The organism is Acinetobacter sp. YH12068_T, from assembly GCF_024606005.1.
In the GTDB taxonomy this organism is placed as follows: domain Bacteria; phylum Pseudomonadota; class Gammaproteobacteria; order Pseudomonadales; family Moraxellaceae; genus Acinetobacter; species Acinetobacter amyesii.
In genome coordinates, this window is record NZ_CP094555.1 from 1,658,176 (window position 1) to 1,676,948 (window position 18,773).

Below are 18,773 nucleotides of genomic sequence, written 5' to 3' on the forward strand. Positions count from 1 at the left end.
CCATTGAGTCGCTTTTTTTGTATGAAAACCTAGAATGAAATTATTCGACTATAAAATTAAACGGTATAACGTTTACTTAGCCCCCATTCGGCTAATATGCGACGATACGTTGTGGATGAGCGATCTGCTTCGAAATGCGCCTCGATACTGATATCCAGTGGCAATTCCTCAGGTTTTTGACTTTCCACCATGTCCTGATCTTCAGCAAAAATTTGTGCATTAAAATCATAGACCGCTTGTAAATCTCCTGTGGTATCAAAATTACGAGTTAAAGGCACAAATAAACGGGTTTTATTATGCGATACAGGACAACAGGCATTTAAGATTTTCAACACCCCATTTTCAGGAAAATCGATGGTTAAAATTGCTGAAAATGGCGGATAGACATCAAATGTTCTTTTCCATAAAAAATCTTCTGGCGCTAAATGTTGTAAGCCATGCGGATAATTACTCACATCACTGAGATATTCTGTATGTAGTCCATAGTCTGTACGCACTGTCGAATATTTTTGCACTTTTGGGTTTTCACGGTCTGCAAAGCTCTCATGATGCACCCATGCGAAATGTGCAACATCAATAAAGCCTTCGAGCTGACGTCCACTTGAACCACCAATATCTACATAAGGTGGCAATATCGATTGGTGCTGCTCGGTATCCCACGTGTCTAAATTTGGAAAATTGGCCGTAGATTCATTTCGGTTAAATAAACTGGTCCACACTAATCCATATTTCAATACAACTGGAAATTTAGTTAATGAAAAACGCTCTGAAATTTGTGTCAGCTCTGGCTGTGCAGGAATTTTTACACACCTTCCTGCGCCGTTATAATGTAAACCATGATATGGACAAATAATGTCTTCACCCTTGACCCAGCCTTTAGTTAATGGCACCCCTCGATGTGGACAAATGTCACGAACCAAATGAATTTTTCCACTTTCAGTTTGATATAACGCCATTTTTACATCGAGTAATTGCACTTGTTGCGGTTCAGTCGAAACATCTTCTACACGTGCAACGGGATACCAATGCTGCGCCAAAATATTCCAGTCGTTGGCATCAAATGTACTGCACTGAGGTTGGGTAAATAAATTGAGTACTGGAATGGCATTCATAGTTCATCTCGACAATTGCAATATTTCTTTAGCATTTAGCGCTATTTAAATTTTGCTAAATCCTTATTTTCTAAGTCGAAATTAAATCCTAAACACATTTCTGTCTATTAGAATGATTTGCATAGATTGTTCTGTTTTTTAGAACATTAAGCATTGATCCCTGCTTGATTTGATAAAGCTGGCATGAATATCGCTTAAAATGCATAACATTATGATTCGCTGATCACGCAATAGAGATTGAAGCCTGTATGTCGATTACTTTTTCTAGATTTTCTGATTATTTTATGGCGGTTGCACGGACTGGAAGTCTACGCAAAGCTGCTGAACAACTTTTTATTTCAGTCTCGGCAGTACATCGACAAATCGTTTTGGCAGAGGAAGAACTGGGGGTTGCCCTATTTGAACGACTCCCTCAGGGCTTAAAACTGACGCTCGCGGGTGAATTACTGTATGCCGATTTATTAAAATGGCAAAAAGAATATCAACTGACGCGAACTCGATTTGATGAAATCCAAGGCTTAAACCGTGGAAACATTGAAATGGGCTTTATTGCAGCTTTGAATGACAGTTTTGTCGTCGACTGTATTCAAAAGATGGCTGAAACTTATCCGTGGATCAACCTCAACATCAGCATGAATAGCAGTGATGATATATCCAGAAAAATCGTCGATGCAGAATTAGATTTTGGCATTATTTTAAATCCCAAAAGCCATAGCCAATTAGAGATTTTATCCTTTATAGAAATTCCTTTGGGTTTTGTGATGTCGCCGCATCATACCTTGGGTGGGATGGATAAAATTTATCTTTCAGATACGTTAAATGAACGGCATATTTTGCCGAGTGAACCACTCATTATTAGTGAATATGTACAGACTTTATATAAGCATCATAAGTTTAGTCCGATTCAAAAGATCGAATGTAATGACATTAGAATGATATTGTCATTGGTTCAACAACAATTAGGCATCAGTTTGATTTCATACATGGATGCTTTGCCACTGCTTGAGAATAATAAGATTATTTTTAAACCGATCCGTGAAAAAGGCTTACACAGTTTGACCATCGCTTTATGTGTCGCATCGAAACGCCAAACCTCTCGAATTTCTCAGATCATGATTAATCTTTTGGTGGAAAAAATGGAAGAAATTAAGATCAATTTAAAATCTTTGAACCCCTAAAACCATTATTTAAGCTTTTTTGTCACTTAATTTTTTGTAAAAAAAAGCCAGTGCGAATAACCCGTACTGGCTGCTGAAAGCTAAAGTTTTATTAGTTTATTTTTTTAGTCCAATGGATTACCTACAATATTACTGATAATGCCTTTCATAATATGATTGCCTTGTTCCTTACGCAGTTCTGCATACCATTCACGCGTCACACTTTCATCTTTCATATGGGTCACATCACAACGCTTACGCGCTCGCAGAACCAATTCATTGGCACGTTCATTACGTTTATTTTGATAACGACGCAATGAATCTTGCAACCCTAAAGTATTGATTTGCAAAGAACGGGCTAAATAAATTGCGTCTTCCATTGCTTGGCAGCCGCCTTGTCCAATATCCGGCGTTGTACTGTGTGCTGCATCACCCACGATCACCACACGACCTTTGTGAAAATCTGCAAAAGGCTCAATATCATGAATTTCTACCCGATTGGTTTTTTGGGTATCTACGGCATCAATTAGCTTTTGAACCGGTTCACACCAGCCCTTAAAGTATTCTTTAAATAAGGCCTGATATTGTGTGCGGTCATTTTCTAAGCCTGCTGCTAAAGGTACATCAAAGAAGAAATAGAATCGGTTGTCGGCAACGGGCATCAGCGAAACGCGTTTACCTTCTCCTACAAATGTTGTCCATTGATCTGCCGCAGCAAATTCTTCAGAAATGTCGACTAAACCGTTCCAATTGACATAACCTGCATAGCGGCGCTCAACTTGTTCCCCCAATACATACGCCCGTGTCAATGAATGTGTACCATCGGCGCCAACCAATAAATCAGCCTGAACCTCGCTTCCATCGGCAAAATGTGTGATCACTTGATTATCTTGTTCTGAGAAACTCACCATTTTTTTGCCTAGATGAATACTCTCACGACCAAATTCATCCATGAGCATATTTTGTAAGTCTGCACGTGAAACAGGATAAGGTCGCTGACCAACTTCTTCGATTAAAGGAAACAGACTAAACTGCGTCATAACATCGCCCGTTAAACCATCGATATAGGCTAAATGATCCATCTTGCCACCGAGCTTTTCGACTTGTTCGGTTAGCCCCAAATAGTTCAAACATTTGACACCGTTAGACCATAAAGAAATAGCGGCTCCAACAGGTAAAATTTGTTCTGCCTGTTCATAGATGGTTACTTGGTGTCCGAATTTTTTCAAAGCGATCCCTGTCGTTAGGCCCGCCATACCTGCACCAATAATTGTAATGTCCATCTATAACTCCCCTGTGTTTTTTTAAATATCTTTCTCCTAAAAAGCGAAAAGCATGCCATTTTTTCAAACAAGCAATAAAAAATTCTAAAGTTGGCACACGCTGTGCTTCTAAACACGTGTAAATGCTTGTTTTTATCAAATGTTAAATTTTTAACACTAAAAACAAAATGCATATGTTTTAAATGAAAATAGTGAATGGATTATATATATGGCGACTTTACTCGCACCAAGTTTTGATATTCCTGCACAATTACAGACACTTACAAATTTAGCAGATGACCGTATTGGTGCAAAAATACTTGAATGTTCAGATGATTTTTTTGCAGAAGCAAAACGCATGTTGCAATTTAATGCACCAATCTTTGTCGAAGATAAATTTGATGATCATGGCAAATGGATGGATGGTTGGGAAACGCGTCGTAAACGCCATGCAGGTTATGATTGGGCAATTATCCAACTCGGTGTCGCTGGTCGAATTCAAGCCTTAGATATTGATACAACATTCTTTACAGGGAATTATCCAGCTTCCGCATCAGTTGAAGCCTGCTTTGCACCGAGTGGTGAACTAGCACAGGCAGCATGGGTCAATATCTTAGACAATACAGTATTGGGCCCGAGCCAACACCATATATTGACCGTCTCAAATGATCAGGTTTTTACCCATGTACGTTTAAATATATATCCAGACGGTGGTATTGCACGATTTAAAGTCTATGGTGAAGTTCAGTTTCAAATTCAAGACAATACGAGCACATTAGACCTCGTTGCGCTAGAAAATGGTGGACGTGTTATTGCTTATAGTGATGCCCATTTTGGACATCCACGAAACTTAATTAACCCTGGTCGCGGCATCAATATGGGAGATGGTTGGGAAACTAAACGTCGCCGTGCACCAGGTTTTGACTGGTGTATTTTGGCTTTGGGTCAATCTGGTGCAATAGAGAAAATTGATATTGATACTGCCCATTTTAAAGGCAACTTCCCTGCGCAGGTTTCTATACAAGCGATCTATGTAGAAGATGCCACTGACCCTCAACTGATTCCGCAAAGTATGTTCTGGCCTTTTTTACTCGATGCACAAGACATGCAGATGGATCATATTCATAGCTTTGTCAGTGAGATTTTAAAGCATGAAAAAATATCGCATATCCGCATCAATATGATTCCTGACGGGGGAATTAGTCGCATACGGTTATGGGGAAAAATACATCCTTAATTGCAGTGTTAATCAAATAGGAAGCCTTCGTGCTTCCTATGTGTATGGTTTCAATTTTTTTAATTAAATACCCTATAAGATATCTAAACATGACTCACAGCATAAAAATACAAGCTCTAAGTATTGAAGGCTTTGCGCCTTTTGGTGAGGTTATTTGTACGACTGGACATGATTTTTTCCACATCAATGACGCACATACAGAGCGATATCATGCCCTCGTAGAAACAGAAATTTCAGGTGATGCGGTTGCTGGAATTAGCATCTTCAGAAATATCAAAACGACTGAGTTGCCTTTTACGATTTCGATGTTAGAGCGGCATCCCAACGGCTCACAAGCGTTTATTCCAATGCAAGCGCAAGCTTTTTTAGTGGTTGTTGCACCTGCGTTGGATGATCACAGCCCTGATCTTACACAGCTATGTGCTTACATTACTGATGGTAGCCAAGGAGTCAACTATCGTGCAGGAACATGGCATCATCCTCTCCTGACACTCGAAGCACCCAGTAGCTTTGCCGTTATCGATCGTATTGGCGCTGGGCATAATTGTGATGTGTTTCAGTTCCCAATGCCTATTCACATTTCAAATTAATGTATTTTTAGCTTAAACACTTACATTTAAATAGACTAAAAATCACTTAACCAATGGTTAATACTTACTTTATTTCATCTCTTAATATTATTTAATTTAAACCTAACGCATTAAAAAAGCCCTCTACTTCGAGGGCTTTTTTTATTCTATATAGTCTTTATTCTATGAATCATCGTATGGTTCAAGACTTAAAATCTGCCATGATTAATGTTGCACATCTATTGCCATGCTTGGTTTTTTCACCTGATCTTTGCTCATAGTCACTTCTTTATTTTTAAATAAATTCAAATGATTGAACACAATATTTAAAATAATCGCCATCAAACAAGTCGAACTAATGCCTGAATGAAAGAGTGTTTGCACCCATTTAGGGAAGTTTGCGTAGAACGAATGATCGATAATTGGAATCATCCCTGCTGCAATCGCAGTCGCAACAATGATGAGGTTCTTTTGCTCGTTATAGTCAATTTTCGCCAAGGTACGAATACCACTTGCCGCGACCGTTCCAAACAAAACTAAACCAGCACCACCTAATACAGGGACAGGAATCGCTGCAATCAGTCGCCCCATAATTGGCAGAACGCCTAATACGACTAAAATCATTCCACCCGCTGCGACAACAAAGCGACTTTTCACGCCTGTAATCGCTACTAAACCGACATTTTGTGCAAAAGCACTTTGCATGAATGAACCGAAAATTGGCGCTGCTGCACTAGATAGCATATCTGCACGTAAGCCATTGGTAATACGCTCAGCATCCACTTTAGTACCTACAATTTCCCCGACAGCAATAATGTCTGCCGTCGTTTCAGTCATAATCACTAAAGTTACGATCAGCATGGCAATAATGGCACTTAACTCAAAAGTTGGCATACCGAAAGCAAAGAAGCTTGGAAATTGAATCCAGTTACCATGTGCAACTTTAGAAAAATCTCCAAAGCCAAAGGCATAAGCCAGCACCGTACCGAAAACGATGGCTAACAAAATAGATAAACGTCGGATGGTTGCATTACGGGTTAAGTTCAGCGCAATCACAATACCCAAAGTCAAAAATGCCAAGCTGATGTTCTCAGCACTTCCCCAGTCTGGTGCTTTATTGTCCCCCCCCATCATCCAGCGTACCGCTACAGGCAGCAATGAAAGACCAATCACAGTGATCACACAGCCAGTCACAATCGGTGGGAAAAAACGAATAATTTTTGAAAAATATGGAGCTAGAAAAAAGCCAATTAGAGATGCAACAATCACTGCGCCATAAACAGCAGAAAGCTCACCGCCTGCGGTTACTATGGCAATCATCGTCGCCACACCTGCAAATGAAACACCTTGTACTAAGGGTAATTTTGCACCGATATATTTCACACCTACGGTTTGTAGGATGGTCGCCAAGCCACCGACAAAAAGCGCCGCCGCAATCAATAAACCGATCTGCGCAGGTTGAAGTCCCGCGGCTGTACCAATAATCAATGGCGGAGCGATAATACCGCCATACATGGTTAATACATGCTGTAGTCCATAGGCAAGGCTTTTCCCTGCGCCTAAATATTCATGTTCTGGTGAAACTGTTTTATCTTGTTCTGTCATTTTTATATTCCCTATTTTTAAACTTTGCTCTTAGCTTCCGCGATACGTTGAATATGCAAATGGGCTGATGAGTAAAGGAATATGAAAATGCTGTGAGGCATCTTTTACATAAAAATGAATCACAGCTTTTGGAAAAAAGGTTTCGGTATTTAAAGTCTGAAAATATTCAGCAGTCGCAAATTCAAGGCTATAAGCACCTGCTGTAAAGTCCTTCAGCGCAAAATCATTGACGCGACCATCTGCATTAGTTTGGGCTGAACCTAGTAACTTACCTTCCGCATTAAATAATTGAATGCTGACATTCGCTGCGGGTTTGCCTAGATTGGTATCTAAAATATGTGAGCTAATCATGCGCTAAGCTCCTGTTTTAATCTTAATAAGGCAATTTCAGCCAGTTGATGATGGACAATTCGTTTTTCAGTGTCAGGATCATTCAATAATCGATATTGCAGCGCCTGTAGTACATCTTCACTACTGAGGCCAGAAGCTTTGATTAAAAAGAGATATCCGTACTTTTTCTCATACGCGATATTGCCTTTGAGCAATGCAAATTGAGTTTCTTCATCTGCTGAAATTTCAGACTGTTCTCGATTAGAAAATTGTTGTTCCAAACAACTTAATTCTGCCTGTGCCTTTTTTTCACCAATCCGTGGATGGTTATCTAGAGCATTTTTGATTTCATCCCAAGTCCAAGCATTTGCAGCTTTTAGTGCTTGCTCTGTGATTTGCGTGACAGAGGTATAAGGGCGCTGCGCCACAATGTGTTCTGCCCAGCCTTCAATTTGCACACAGTGCTTTAAAAAAGTTTTTACATCTGCTTCGGATGCTTGATTAAATTCAACAAGTTGCACTATAAAATCGCCTAAAATTATTGAATGATTGTTCAAATTTAGTTTTGCAATATCAGTGCCAACCTAGGTCTATGATGTCAGTTACCTAAGTTCAGGCCTAAAAAAAGAGGAGCTAAGCTCCTCTTTATCCAAATATTTTTTTATTAGACTGCATGATGTGTATACCAATGTTCCGCGATATCACCACGGCGACAGATCCAGACTTTTTCATGTGATTGCACATAATCTAAGAATCGTTGTAGTGCTTTAAAACGGCCTGGTCGCCCTAAAATACGACAATGCATCCCAATCGATAACATTTTTGGCGCGCTTTCACCTTCTTCATATAGCACATCAAATGCATCTTTAAGGTATTGATAAAATTGTTCACCACTGTTGAAACCACCCGGTGAACAAAACTTCATATCATTGCTTTCAAGTGTATAAGGAATAATTAAATGTGGACGGGTTCGACCATTTTCATTTGTCAAACGACTCCAAAAAGGCAGGTCATCACCATAGTGATCGCAGTCATATTTGATTTGCGGAAATTCAGCCAATAGCTGACGTGTGTTGGGACTGTCACGCCCTGTGTACCAGCCAATAGGCGTCTTTCCAAATAAAGCTTCAAGCACACTAATCGCTTGATCCATGTGCTGACGTTCTAGCTCTATCGGCATATCTTGATAATGTAACCAGCGTTGACCATGTGAAACGACATCATAATTGGCTTGTTTGATCGCATCGACAATATAAGGATTGCGCGCTAAAGCCATACCAACGCCAAAGATCGTCATGGGTAAATCACGTTTTTTAAATTCTTCATGAATCCGCCAAAAACCGGCTCTGGAGCCATATTCATACATCGAGTCCATCGACATATGTTTGGCAGGAAAACTGGCCGCTCCAATAATATCGGATAAGAATTGTTCTGATCCTGCATCCCCATGTTCGATGTGGTTTTCTCCACCTTCTTCATAGTTCAACACGAACTGCACTGCGATACGTGCCTGATTAGGCCATACGACTTGAGGTACATCGCCATGATATCCAATTAGGTCTCTGGAATAATCCTGTTGTTGGATCTGGTCAATTAAGTCTTGTCCACGTAAGTAGCCTGTAGTCACTTCAACTTCCTAATTTGTTATATCAAACAGTAAAAAAATTAGGTAGAAGCAAGCAAATTATGCGCCAATGTCATAGATGGCTAAATAGCTTTTCATATCAATGACCATTGCCATTTTTTAAAATATTGAATGGTTGCCCTGAATCATCTGCAATGATTGAAATTTGCCAAATTTCATCTATTTCTGGAAAATTCTGATGCAGTTGATCAATGAAATAGTAATAACCCGGTGTATTTTCGGTAATATAAATGATTGTATTTGAACACAATATATAGAGCTGAATCTCATCAATGATTCCAAGATCTTGGCGTACGACATCTATACTTTGAATATCTTTCCATAATATAGTTTTAGTGCTTATTTCAGGCCCAGTTATAGTGTATGTGAAACCATCATTAAAATATTCAAAATCACCTTTATCCTGTCTTAGAATTTCAAATTCGTTTGTTTTATTTTTTATATCTTGTTTTAAATCAATTGAATCTACAAACCAAATATGAGGATGACAAACTATTGCATTCCAAATAATAAAAATACAAAGTGTAAAAAACCATATATTAGCTGTAATTACTATCGTAAGCACTGCCAATATAAATAAGATAAAACCCAAGTTTAGGTTTAAAAATAATATAGTTGAAGTTCTTATTGGTAGTTGTACTTTCATTGGCAACTGCTTGAATAAAATATTACCATCATTCAATTTTTCGTTATATTTAAAGTAAAAACAAATTGCCAGTATTAAGAATGATATTAAACTAATGAATGTAAAATGTTTTTCCCATATTTGCCAATTAGATAAAAAATATATAAAAATGACCATAAATATTGAAATTGAACAATACATCGTAAGTAAGGAATTTAAAAAAATATGCATTCTCATTGTTTGTTTAATCTAGTAATTTTTTAATGGTATAACTATACTTAATTATTGATAAATTTAAAGCGTCATGATGAAATGTCTTTGTAAAACTATCTCATCATGCTCTGGAAAATTAATTTTTATTTAATGATTTTTAAATAAGATTTAATATTTTTCAATGTTTTATAGGTTTAGTTATCTGCTTTCTCATAGGTATGTAGTGAATTCCCCATTGCTGAGTTAATTCACCTACAATCTCAAAGCCAAATTTTTTATAAATTTCTAAAGCATAGAAACTCGAATTTACCGTAATATGCTCAGGCTCATGCTGCATTATTACGCTTTCTATAAACTCCCACATTTGACGTCCAAAACCTTGGCCATGATATTCAGGTTTCAAGAAAAAATGCATGAGATGTGCAGGATGCACATAAGCTACATTGCCAACGATTTCTTGATTTATTTCAGCAACAAAATAATGGATTAAATCACGCTCAAAAATATGTTTGAGCATGTGGGGCTTAAAGCGTTCACGACCTTCTTCACTGCAAATAACATCATCGACAAATGGTTCAATGACTGCCGCGATTCCATCAACATCCTCTACACAGGCTGGGCGTATGATCATTTTTAGCATGTTGTTCTCTTTATAAAAGTAATCCTTAAACTTCCTCCGTCAAAGAAAATAAACTTTCTTAAAAGAGTCATTTAATGAATTATCGCTTTTAGCTGTTATTTTTCAATACGTTTAAAAGTTACTTCAGCTAAATTTAAAGTAGATGTTGTATATACAATATGCAATTGTCATTCAAATATTTTTCAGCACAATTTTAAAATATATGTGAGGCATAAATGCTGAATGAATTCAGAAAACATAAAAATCCCCCACGTTTGGAGGATTTTTTACTTTATTTATTGAATAGCCATTATTTTTAATACACATCACGGCGGTAACGACCTGCTTTACGCAGTGTATGCAGTTGTTCAATGCCCAGTATCTCTTGCAAAGTGGCATCTACCGCTTTGGCCATATTCAAACTGCCGCAGATATACAAGCCCCTTGCTCTAGCCAATCAATCAATTCAGCTTTTTTTACAACTAGGACATCTTGCACATACTTTTCAGCAAATCCATCACGAGAAAATACCCGATCGATTTCTGCAATTTTACCTTGGCTTTGTAATTCATGTAGTTCATCAGCAAAAATTGCATCAAAAGCATGTTGACGTTCACCATAAATAAACCTGTTTTGATAGTGCACCGTTGCGACGCGTTGCCTTAGATGTGAAAGCAAACTCGCCATTCCTGAGCCATTATCAATCAAAATCTCAGACTTTCCCCCCCTCTTTGCTAAGTGTAAATTTGGATTCGCACGAATACAGGTATGAATATATTGACCAAGTTTTAAATCTTGTGTTAATAAACCAGAACCTAAACCTAGTTCATCGCCATGCTGCTCTTGACGTACGACGAGCTCTAAATCTTTTTAATTAAATAGAGTTTGATAATTTCACGCTTATACTAAACGACTGAATAAAGACTATAATAAAAATTAAAAATTCATTCGCTATTTGCGAAATCTTCGAGCAATCATGTCCAAAAATCTTGCAACGCTGATTGGATTCAGTGCAATCTTACAATGGTCTTCTATTGTTGGTTTACTTAAGAAAATTAGTTTCAGTATTGGCCCTGATCTTGCAGTGCTCTTTATGTATACCTTGAGCGCAATTATTCTATTGCTCTTATTTAAAATTCCAAATCTTAAACTGGTTCCGCGCCAATTTTTGATATACGCCACCCTTTTATTTGTGATTTATGAGTTGTGTTTTTCGTATGCCATTGCTTTGGCTCAAACAGCTCAACAAGCGATTGAAATCAGTTTGGTCAATTATTTATGGCCGAGTCTGACAATTGCCGCGTTAATATTATTTAAAGAATTAAAATTTAACTTTTTCGTAATCATTGGTTTAGCCATGAGTTTGGGCGGCATTATTTTAATCCAAACTGTTAACGGAAGTTTTAACTGGTCTACAGTCTTTACCAACATTCAGTCCAATCCATTAAGCTATTTTCTTGCTTTTATGGGCGCTAGTTTATGGTCACTCTACTGTGTGATTACACGTAAATACAGTCATGGACATAACCCTATTTCATTCTTTTTCGTCCTAATTACCATTGTACTATGGCTAAAAATGTTGATATTTCACGGTATTCCGCGAATGCCTACCGTAGACTTACATACCGGTATGTATATGTTAATCGTGTCCATCGTGACTGCATTGGGCTATGCAGCGTGGAATGTAGGTATTATAAAAGGCAATATTACGATATTGGTGACTTTATCGTATTTTAGTCCGATTTTTTCTTCGGTTATTTCAATGTTTATATTACAGACACCACTGAGTTTAAGTTTTTGGCATGGTGCCATTTTGGTGACATTAGGTTCGCTGGTATGTTGGATTTCAACCAGTTGGCCACAAATAAAAGCAAAATTAATGCAATTGCGTCATGAATAATATGGCGCAGTTAATTGCCTCTGATTATCTTAAACTGAATAACAAAACCGCGATTAGGCACAGCATGTGAAGTAACTGTGTTGGTGCAAAATATAGAAAATATTTCCATCCACCTGTGAGAAATGCATTCACACATTTTGAAATTGCATGGGCTGATAATCCAATCACCACAGCATAAACCAGTGTCAAATTATCGATATTACCTTGCATCACAACGGTTGCCATAGCTGCATGGACTTCAAAGAGTGATGCTAATAATGTCCCTAAAATTAAGCCTTTATCACCTAAAGCGAGATTTAATCCATACACAAGTGCTTGGATCAAAGTGAGCGTGATGGCAATGATTGCCGCCTGTTTTAAGCTAAACATTCGACTATCGGTATTTTCTAACGGCGCTGGTTCATTCGCTTCTACACAAAGTTTTTCGGGTTCTGTCTCTTTATTATGCTGAACTTGAGATGAGCCATAAATCAGATATAGCGCAGCAAGGACTAATATCAAGATGCCGACGATACTTGGTATAACTAATATTTTAAACCATGCAAAACTCACCCCAAGGACGATGATCAAGAGTTGAACCAATGTAGCAACACATGAAAAAAGTCCTGCCCCTGCATTACTTTTGGCACTGGCTTTTCCTGCTCGTACTTCCATGCCTAAGCTTGCGATTGTTGCTGTGCTCGACACAAAACCTGATGCCAAGGCCGATAAGATAATCGCTTTATCAGAAGATAGAAGCCGCTTGGCGATGTGCGCTAATGACTGCACCACCAAGATCAATATCAGTAATTTTAAAATCACATAGGGATTTAATACTGAACCCCAATAGGCTTGATTCGGCGTTAAAGGTAAGGCAATTAGGATCAATGCCAGTAAAAAGACCCCATCTCTTAACTCATAGTCTTTGATCCAATGCGCTGCAAAATGATGTAAGCCTTTTTTTCCAACTAATATGAGGGTCAACACCACAGCCAAACACGCAGCCAGTGGAATATTAAAAACACAAGCGGCGCCGATTAAATAAGTCATAACAAAAGCAAGTTCAGTAGTTGTTCCAATATCTTGTTTTTGTTGGCTTAATCCATAATAGCTAAACATGCTGACGACAATTGCACCGAGTACACCAACAGCTAAATGGATTAAAAAACACAGTGCTCCAAACAACGCACAAATGGTAAATGAGCGTAAACCGGCAAAGCTCTGTTCACTGTCCAAATTGTTGTTACGTTGACGCTCCAAACCGATGAGCAATCCACAGCCTAAAGCCGAAGCTAATATAGTTAACAACGCTGGGAAGGATAATGTTTGTATGAGTATTTCCAAATTTAAGCCCTCCCATCAATACATTGTTTATTTTGGCAATATAAATAAAAAATAATATAAAAATTTAACGCTAAAATTTGAAAAAAACATATAAATTGAACAACTTGAGCATTTTCAATCATGTCCAAAGTTTAGTCATCCTTTAAATCATAAACAATTCCATGATAAATATCTTAGTAAACATTAATTTTTCCCATATTTTAATTAAAAATATATTCGAAAAACTGACTTAAATTCGGCCTTTATTTGCCTTCATGACTGTTTAAAGCACAGATTAAGCCCAAATCACCATAATGGCCGCAATCACCACAAGGGCTAATCCCCAATGATCGGTTCTTGCGAGTTTTTCCTTAAAGAAATATGCAGAGATTAAGAGGCTAAATAAGATTTCGATTTGACCTAGGGTTTTGACAATCGCAACCGTTTGCATGCTCATAGCAGTAAACCAGCCCAAGGACGCTAGAAAGCTACAGACACTAACGCGAAAGGTCAGACCGACTCTCTCCCACATGGCAATGAGCGTTTTGCGGCTAAATAGACTGAGGTACAGCAGCATAATCACACATTGAAAGCCAATTACACTCAACAACACCCACGCCGCACGATGCAAAGTCGGTAAATCACTTAGCTCTAAACTGGCTTCACGAACCAATAAAGAGGTAATTGCAAAACTTAATCCACTCCCTACACCAATGCATAACGTTGGCAGAGATAATTTTTGTCGTTGAGAACCTTTGCTTAAAAGAAAAACGGCAACACCACCAACCAAAACACCAATCCAACCAAATAAACTTAAATGTTCACTTAAGAAAATCACCCCAACAATGGCCGCAAATATGGCTTCACTTTTCGCTAAACCGACGCCGATGGCATAATTCTTTTGTTTGAAAAGTAAGACCATTAAAATCGTCGCTAAAATTTGACTTAGTCCTGCAATCACCACATAGACCCAAAACATAGGTGTAAATGTGGTTACCTGACTCACAGGCTGTTGTTGGTACAGCACAAATAAATAAATGCAGGCAAATGGGAGCCCAAAAATAAACCGAGCAAGGGTGACACCATACACATCAACAGTGGTACTGAGTTGTTTTTGAAATGCATTGCGCCATGACTGCATAAAAGCAGCCATTAAAGTGAATAAGATCCAAACTGGAAACATAAGAAAGGTGATTTAACGGTGGATGCCTCATCAATTTACGCTTTTATTGAATTGAATGCGACCCAACACGGCTAGATTATTCATTGAACTTGGTTATAGATTCGTTGAAAAAAATTTATTTAAAAACCTGATATTAAGAACTAGGTATGTATCGAAAGATAATTTTTTATAAAAAACGCAAAGGCATGTTACCTTTGCGTTTTGCACTTTACCAACATTTAGTTAGTGACTTACATCAAGTTAGCTTTCTAGTAATACAGCACCAAATTGCTCACGTAGATCTTTTTTCAGCATTTTACCTGTTCCACTCAAAGGAATAGCATCCACAAAAATCACTTTATCTGGCACCTGCCATTTAGCAACTTTATCTGCATAATAATCCAAAATTTCTGTATCAGATAAATCGACATCTGGCTTTTTAATTGCAATTAATACAGGACGCTCATCCCATTTCGGATGGGTCGCTGCAATCACTGCCGCCATAGCAATTTTAGGATGTCCCATAGCCAAGTTTTCTAACTCAACGGAAGAAATCCATTCACCGCCCGATTTGATCAAATCTTTTGAACGGTCACTAATTTTTAAGAAACCATCTTCGTTCAGGGTTGCAATATCCCCGGTATCAAACCAACCATCTGAGGTTAATGCAGACTCTGTTTTGCCAAAGTAATTGCCAATAATCCAATGCCCTTGGATCTGTAAATTACCAGTCGTTTCGCCATCACGTGCAACTTCGTGTGTACCGTTTTCTTCATCGGTAATACGTAAATCGACCCCAAATGGCGGACGACCTTGAGACAATCTTACTTGTAATTGTTCTTCTTCAGATAATAATAAATGTTTGGCTTTAAACTGGTTTGAAGAACCTAATGGACTGGTTTCGGTCATTCCCCAAGCATGAATCGTTTCGCAGTTAAATTGTTCTTTAAACACTTTTAACATCGCAGGCGGGCACGCAGATCCACCAACCACATTACGCACTAAACTTTGGAGCTGACTACCCGCTTGCTGCGCAGCATTGATTAATCCCTGCCAAATCGTTGGAACACCCAATGCAACAGATACTTTATAATCATCAATCATTTGCGTCAGGCTCGCACCATCTAAACCTGGGCCTGGTAGCACTAAAGTGCAACCTACCATAGCCGCAGCATATGGCGTACCCCATGCATTGACATGGAACATCGGCACAACAGGCATCATAATATCTCGCGCTGAGATATTTAATGAATCCGGCATACAAATCGCATAACTGTGTAAGACTGTTGAACGATGACTATACAACACGCCTTTCGGATTGCCTGTGGTACCCGAGGTATAACATAACGAACTAGCCGATAATTCATCTAATTCTGGCCATGTATAGTCTGCAGATTGCGCCGCGATGAGTTCATCATAAAACTTCACATCGGGCACCGCTTCAACAATCGCTGCATCTGGTCCATCTAAACAAATAAAATGTTCAACAGATTTTAATAAAGGTTTTACTGCTTTGATTAAAGGCAAAAAGGTTTTATCAAATAACATGACGCGGTCTGCGGCATCATTGATGATAAAAATTAATTGTTCTGGAAATAAACGCGGATTAATGGTGTGACAAACATAGCCGCTACCTGAAATAGCGTACCAAGACTCTAAATGACGGTGGTTATTCCAAGCGATGGTCGCAACACGATCCCCTAAATTTAAACCGAGAGATGCAAGAACATTAGCAAATCGTTTTGAATTTTTATGGACATCACCCCAAGTGGTTTTCGTAATCGTCGTGTCTGTATTTTTTGAAATGACTAAACTATCCGCATGATAGCGACCTGCATGTTCAATCATGCTACTAATCAAAAGCGGTTTAAACATCATATTACCAAGCATTCTTTGCTCCCACATTCATCCATATTGAGTTGTTGTTTTTCCACACTGTCCTGCAGATTTTTTAAAACTTTGCACCATGTCAAAGTGATTGTTCTTTATCGACAAGGTTAAAGCAGTAGATATGAAACGCATATCCAAAACTGATTCTTATGTTTTAACCTTAATTGATTTTAGAATCCACTGTTTTATTGCTCAAAATATGAATGCTTTAGTGGTATAAAATGCAAAAATTAAAGCTTTAACCCTATTCAAAATATAGTCTTATTTAGTTATAACACTGCTGCTATAAAAAATGTCGTTTTCATTTATCAAATAATTTACTGAATCAATAGGCATAAAAAAACCCAGTCTAGATACACTGGGTTCGACGCATTAGCCGTTGTAGTTAAGTTGAAATAGTTACAGCACTTCAAACTCAATACGACGGTTTTTCTTACGACCTTCAGGCGTAGCATTGTCTGCTACAGGCTTATTTGAGCCCATCCCTTCAGTACTTAAGTTCGCCGCCGCAATATTCTTTGAAATCAGGTAGTTTTTAACTGCATTAGCACGATCTTGGCTTAAACTTAAGTTTTTCTCAGGATTCCCTGAGCTGTCTGTGTGACCAATAATTCGTACTTTTTTCCCACCGACGCGATTCAGTGCGATAACCATTTCATCTAAGATCTGTACCCCAGATGGTGCTAAAATCGCGCTTCCAGATTCAAATTCAATAATACGATTACGTAAAGCCGCATCAATAATGGCCTGTTCAGCCTGATTGACAGAAAGCTGTGCATTGAAACGAAAAGGTGCTGTGACCAAAGACTGAAACTTGTTGGTCGTGGGTTGGATATCATCTTGATTTGACATCTTTCCACTTAAATCGACTTGCGTTCCGCGTACAGAGAGTTTCCCCTGTTTTACTTTCTTTAAGTCATCATTAATCATCTGGCTTACGCTATTGCCCCAACCATTGGGTGCAGTAACCGCTCGAACCTGAATTTTATCAACCACATTTGCCTGACCATAAGTCAAATAGGCTTTATTTAATATTTCTTGCTTGGTTGCTTCATTCGGTACAGCACCTTCAATCACAATAGGCTCTGCCCAAAGCAAAGTCGAACAACCTAAAATGCATACACTCGCAATAAATTTGGGCAACATTGGTAAGATTCTTTGCATCATTATTCTTCTATAAAAGTCTGTTTAAAAAGTTTAATGCCATGAATAAGGCTGATCTGACGCTCACTCAAAGACTGTTCCAAAACGGCTAAGCCTGCATTTTGTTCAAGATAAGGATCAATCCAACTGGCATCGATCAGGGAAACCCAATGATCACTTTGCATATTTTGGGTGAAAACATCACTGAGTGCAGTAATATCAGCACCTTGAAAACCAAACAGTAAAACAGGTGAATCACTGTGTAGGATGCCAATGAGTAACTCAGCATCTTGGTTTTCGACAAAACGACTAATTAAATTGACCCAAAAAGCCGCGATTTCATAGCAGTAACTAATATTATTAATTGGTAAAATCAACACTTTATTCAACCGAGACGTGCCCTGATGAATAATCGGTTGTAGCAGCAAACCGAGACCAATCATGCTTTGCGCCAACTGATAAGGCGTAAAATTCAATAAACGTGCAAATGAATGCAACGTATGGTGCTCATAAAAAGAAGAGGTTTCTTCTGTTCCGAACACTTGGATTTCGTTATTCAATTTACCTAATTTATCGAGCAAAATATCGGGATCGCGAATAGAACGCATCACTCGGTTACGCTGATATAAGTCAATTAAGGTTTGTTTATAACGATATGGTGCATACAAAATATTATCGAAAGGATCATCGATTTCTAGCAGATGAGCGAGCACCATTGGAAATTGACGCTTTGAACTGTCTTCACTGCTAATCAAATTGGCAACCAAAAAACGCTTATCTTTTGGACTGGCAATAAAGAAATCTAATGAAGGCAGTGAGTTATACGCTGCATTAAAATTATCTGAACGCATAGCGAACTCAAGCGCCTCCGTGATCCACTGATCGATTAACTGAATCAGTGAATATTGTTCACGGCTCTTTAAGAAGTCACCACGAGCTGGACATTTCCCATAATACAGCGGTGTCGTTCTCACTTCATACATCGTCACACTCCTTGTTTTT

General features: G+C 38.3%; 18 protein-coding genes. 4 read left to right on the forward strand and 14 right to left on the reverse strand.

Annotation, left to right across the window (positions count from 1 at the left end; all coding sequences use genetic code 11):
* Positions 1–56 precede the first annotated feature (56 nt).
* Entirely contained in the window at positions 57–1,112 is a 1,056-nt protein-coding gene (locus MST18_RS08015; RefSeq protein ID WP_180133769.1) for an aromatic ring-hydroxylating dioxygenase subunit alpha, read from the reverse strand.
* Positions 1,113–1,360: 248 nt separating this feature from the next.
* Here MST18_RS08015 and MST18_RS08020 point away from each other — a divergent pair, with 248 nt between their 5' ends.
* Positions 1,361–2,290 (forward strand): LysR family transcriptional regulator, encoded by a 930-nt coding sequence (locus MST18_RS08020; RefSeq protein WP_180133770.1) that lies wholly within the window; start codon positions 1,361–1,363, stop codon positions 2,288–2,290.
* 104 nt (positions 2,291–2,394) lie between these two features.
* Here the strand turns inward: MST18_RS08020 and hpxO are convergent, their stop codons facing one another.
* Entirely contained in the window at positions 2,395–3,552 is a 1,158-nt protein-coding gene (hpxO, locus tag MST18_RS08025; RefSeq protein WP_180133771.1) for an FAD-dependent urate hydroxylase HpxO, read from the reverse strand.
* Between the two features lie 208 nt (positions 3,553–3,760).
* On the opposite strand from hpxO, the gene alc reads away from it, so the two are divergent.
* On the forward strand, positions 3,761–4,768 hold the full coding sequence (gene alc, locus MST18_RS08030; RefSeq protein ID WP_180133772.1) for an allantoicase: 1,008 nt from the start codon (positions 3,761–3,763) through the stop codon (positions 4,766–4,768).
* A gap of 89 nt (positions 4,769–4,857) precedes the next feature.
* Positions 4,858–5,358 carry an ureidoglycolate lyase gene (locus MST18_RS08035; protein ID WP_180133773.1) on the forward strand — a complete coding sequence of 167 codons (501 nt, stop codon included), beginning with the start codon at positions 4,858–4,860 and terminating at the stop codon, positions 5,356–5,358.
* A gap of 204 nt (positions 5,359–5,562) precedes the next feature.
* Here the strand turns inward: MST18_RS08035 and MST18_RS08040 are convergent, their stop codons facing one another.
* From MST18_RS08040 to MST18_RS08070, 7 genes are all read right to left on the reverse strand, one after another.
* A complete protein-coding gene (locus tag MST18_RS08040) occupies positions 5,563–6,942 on the reverse strand; it encodes a nucleobase:cation symporter-2 family protein (RefSeq protein ID WP_180133774.1) in 1,380 nt (459 codons plus the stop codon).
* A 30-nt stretch (positions 6,943–6,972) separates the two neighbouring features.
* Entirely contained in the window at positions 6,973–7,293 is a 321-nt protein-coding gene (gene uraH / locus MST18_RS08045) for a hydroxyisourate hydrolase (protein WP_111886083.1), read from the reverse strand.
* Complete coding sequence (uraD, locus tag MST18_RS08050; protein WP_180133775.1) at positions 7,290–7,793, reverse strand: 2-oxo-4-hydroxy-4-carboxy-5-ureidoimidazoline decarboxylase; 504 nt, start codon at positions 7,791–7,793, stop codon at positions 7,290–7,292. The genes uraH and uraD overlap by 4 nt, the downstream gene beginning before the upstream one ends.
* A 143-nt stretch (positions 7,794–7,936) precedes the next feature.
* Positions 7,937–8,899: an allantoinase PuuE gene (puuE, locus tag MST18_RS08055; RefSeq protein ID WP_180133776.1), complete on the reverse strand. Its 963-nt coding sequence runs from the start codon at positions 8,897–8,899 to the stop codon at positions 7,937–7,939.
* 97 nt (positions 8,900–8,996) lie between these two features.
* A complete protein-coding gene (locus MST18_RS08060; protein ID WP_180133777.1) occupies positions 8,997–9,563 on the reverse strand; it encodes a hypothetical protein in 567 nt (188 codons plus the stop codon).
* Positions 9,564–9,933: 370 nt separating this feature from the next.
* Positions 9,934–10,386: a GNAT family N-acetyltransferase gene (locus MST18_RS08065; RefSeq protein ID WP_111885494.1), complete on the reverse strand. Its 453-nt coding sequence runs from the start codon at positions 10,384–10,386 to the stop codon at positions 9,934–9,936.
* A gap of 405 nt (positions 10,387–10,791) precedes the next feature.
* Positions 10,792–11,061, reverse strand: a complete 270-nt coding sequence (locus MST18_RS08070) for a hypothetical protein (RefSeq protein ID WP_180133778.1) — start codon at positions 11,059–11,061, stop codon at positions 10,792–10,794.
* A gap of 289 nt (positions 11,062–11,350) precedes the next feature.
* Between MST18_RS08070 and yddG the strand changes: the two genes are divergently transcribed.
* Positions 11,351–12,274, forward strand: a complete 924-nt coding sequence (yddG, locus tag MST18_RS08075) for an aromatic amino acid DMT transporter YddG (RefSeq protein ID WP_180133779.1) — start codon at positions 11,351–11,353, stop codon at positions 12,272–12,274.
* A 24-nt stretch (positions 12,275–12,298) separates the two neighbouring features.
* On the opposite strand, the gene MST18_RS08080 is transcribed toward yddG, so the two are convergent.
* From MST18_RS08080 to tagF, 5 genes are all read right to left on the reverse strand, one after another.
* Positions 12,299–13,597, reverse strand: a complete 1,299-nt coding sequence (locus MST18_RS08080; protein ID WP_180133780.1) for an MgtC/SapB family protein — start codon at positions 13,595–13,597, stop codon at positions 12,299–12,301.
* Positions 13,598–13,871: 274 nt separating this feature from the next.
* On the reverse strand, positions 13,872–14,759 hold the full coding sequence (locus MST18_RS08085) for a DMT family transporter (protein WP_180004521.1): 888 nt from the start codon (positions 14,757–14,759) through the stop codon (positions 13,872–13,874).
* Positions 14,760–14,999: 240 nt separating this feature from the next.
* Entirely contained in the window at positions 15,000–16,628 is a 1,629-nt protein-coding gene (locus MST18_RS08090; protein WP_180133781.1) for a long-chain-fatty-acid--CoA ligase, read from the reverse strand.
* Positions 16,629–17,027: 399 nt separating this feature from the next.
* On the reverse strand, positions 17,028–17,774 hold the full coding sequence (locus MST18_RS08095; RefSeq protein WP_257227542.1) for an OmpA family protein: 747 nt from the start codon (positions 17,772–17,774) through the stop codon (positions 17,028–17,030).
* Positions 17,775–17,794: 20 nt separating this feature from the next.
* Positions 17,795–18,754, reverse strand: coding sequence for a type VI secretion system-associated protein TagF (gene tagF, locus MST18_RS08100; protein ID WP_180133783.1), 960 nt, complete (start codon positions 18,752–18,754; stop codon positions 17,795–17,797).
* Positions 18,755–18,773: the final 19 nt, after the last annotated feature.

What these genes read in the sequence shown, in the direction of transcription:
- hpxO (WP_180133771.1), bottom strand. Translation starts at nt 3,552, where the DNA reads ATGGACATTACAATTATTGGTGCAGGTATGGCGGGCCTAACGACAGGG.
- MST18_RS08095 (WP_257227542.1), bottom strand. Translation starts at nt 17,774, where the DNA reads ATGTTGCCCAAATTTATTGCGAGTGTATGCATTTTAGGTTGTTCGACT.
- MST18_RS08065 (WP_111885494.1), bottom strand. Translation starts at nt 10,386, where the DNA reads ATGATCATACGCCCAGCCTGTGTAGAGGATGTTGATGGAATCGCGGCA.
- MST18_RS08090 (WP_180133781.1), bottom strand. Translation starts at nt 16,628, where the DNA reads ATGCTTGGTAATATGATGTTTAAACCGCTTTTGATTAGTAGCATGATT.
- MST18_RS08085 (WP_180004521.1), bottom strand. Translation starts at nt 14,759, where the DNA reads ATGTTTCCAGTTTGGATCTTATTCACTTTAATGGCTGCTTTTATGCAG.
- MST18_RS08015 (WP_180133769.1), bottom strand. Translation starts at nt 1,112, where the DNA reads ATGAATGCCATTCCAGTACTCAATTTATTTACCCAACCTCAGTGCAGT.
- uraH (WP_111886083.1), bottom strand. Translation starts at nt 7,293, where the DNA reads ATGATTAGCTCACATATTTTAGATACCAATCTAGGCAAACCCGCAGCG.
- MST18_RS08020 (WP_180133770.1), top strand. Translation starts at nt 1,361, where the DNA reads ATGTCGATTACTTTTTCTAGATTTTCTGATTATTTTATGGCGGTTGCA.
- MST18_RS08060 (WP_180133777.1), bottom strand. Translation starts at nt 9,563, where the DNA reads ATGAAAGTACAACTACCAATAAGAACTTCAACTATATTATTTTTAAAC.
- MST18_RS08040 (WP_180133774.1), bottom strand. Translation starts at nt 6,942, where the DNA reads ATGACAGAACAAGATAAAACAGTTTCACCAGAACATGAATATTTAGGC.
- MST18_RS08035 (WP_180133773.1), top strand. Translation starts at nt 4,858, where the DNA reads ATGACTCACAGCATAAAAATACAAGCTCTAAGTATTGAAGGCTTTGCG.
- yddG (WP_180133779.1), top strand. Translation starts at nt 11,351, where the DNA reads ATGTCCAAAAATCTTGCAACGCTGATTGGATTCAGTGCAATCTTACAA.
- alc (WP_180133772.1), top strand. Translation starts at nt 3,761, where the DNA reads ATGGCGACTTTACTCGCACCAAGTTTTGATATTCCTGCACAATTACAG.
- tagF (WP_180133783.1), bottom strand. Translation starts at nt 18,754, where the DNA reads ATGTATGAAGTGAGAACGACACCGCTGTATTATGGGAAATGTCCAGCT.
- MST18_RS08070 (WP_180133778.1), bottom strand. Translation starts at nt 11,061, where the DNA reads ATGGCGAGTTTGCTTTCACATCTAAGGCAACGCGTCGCAACGGTGCAC.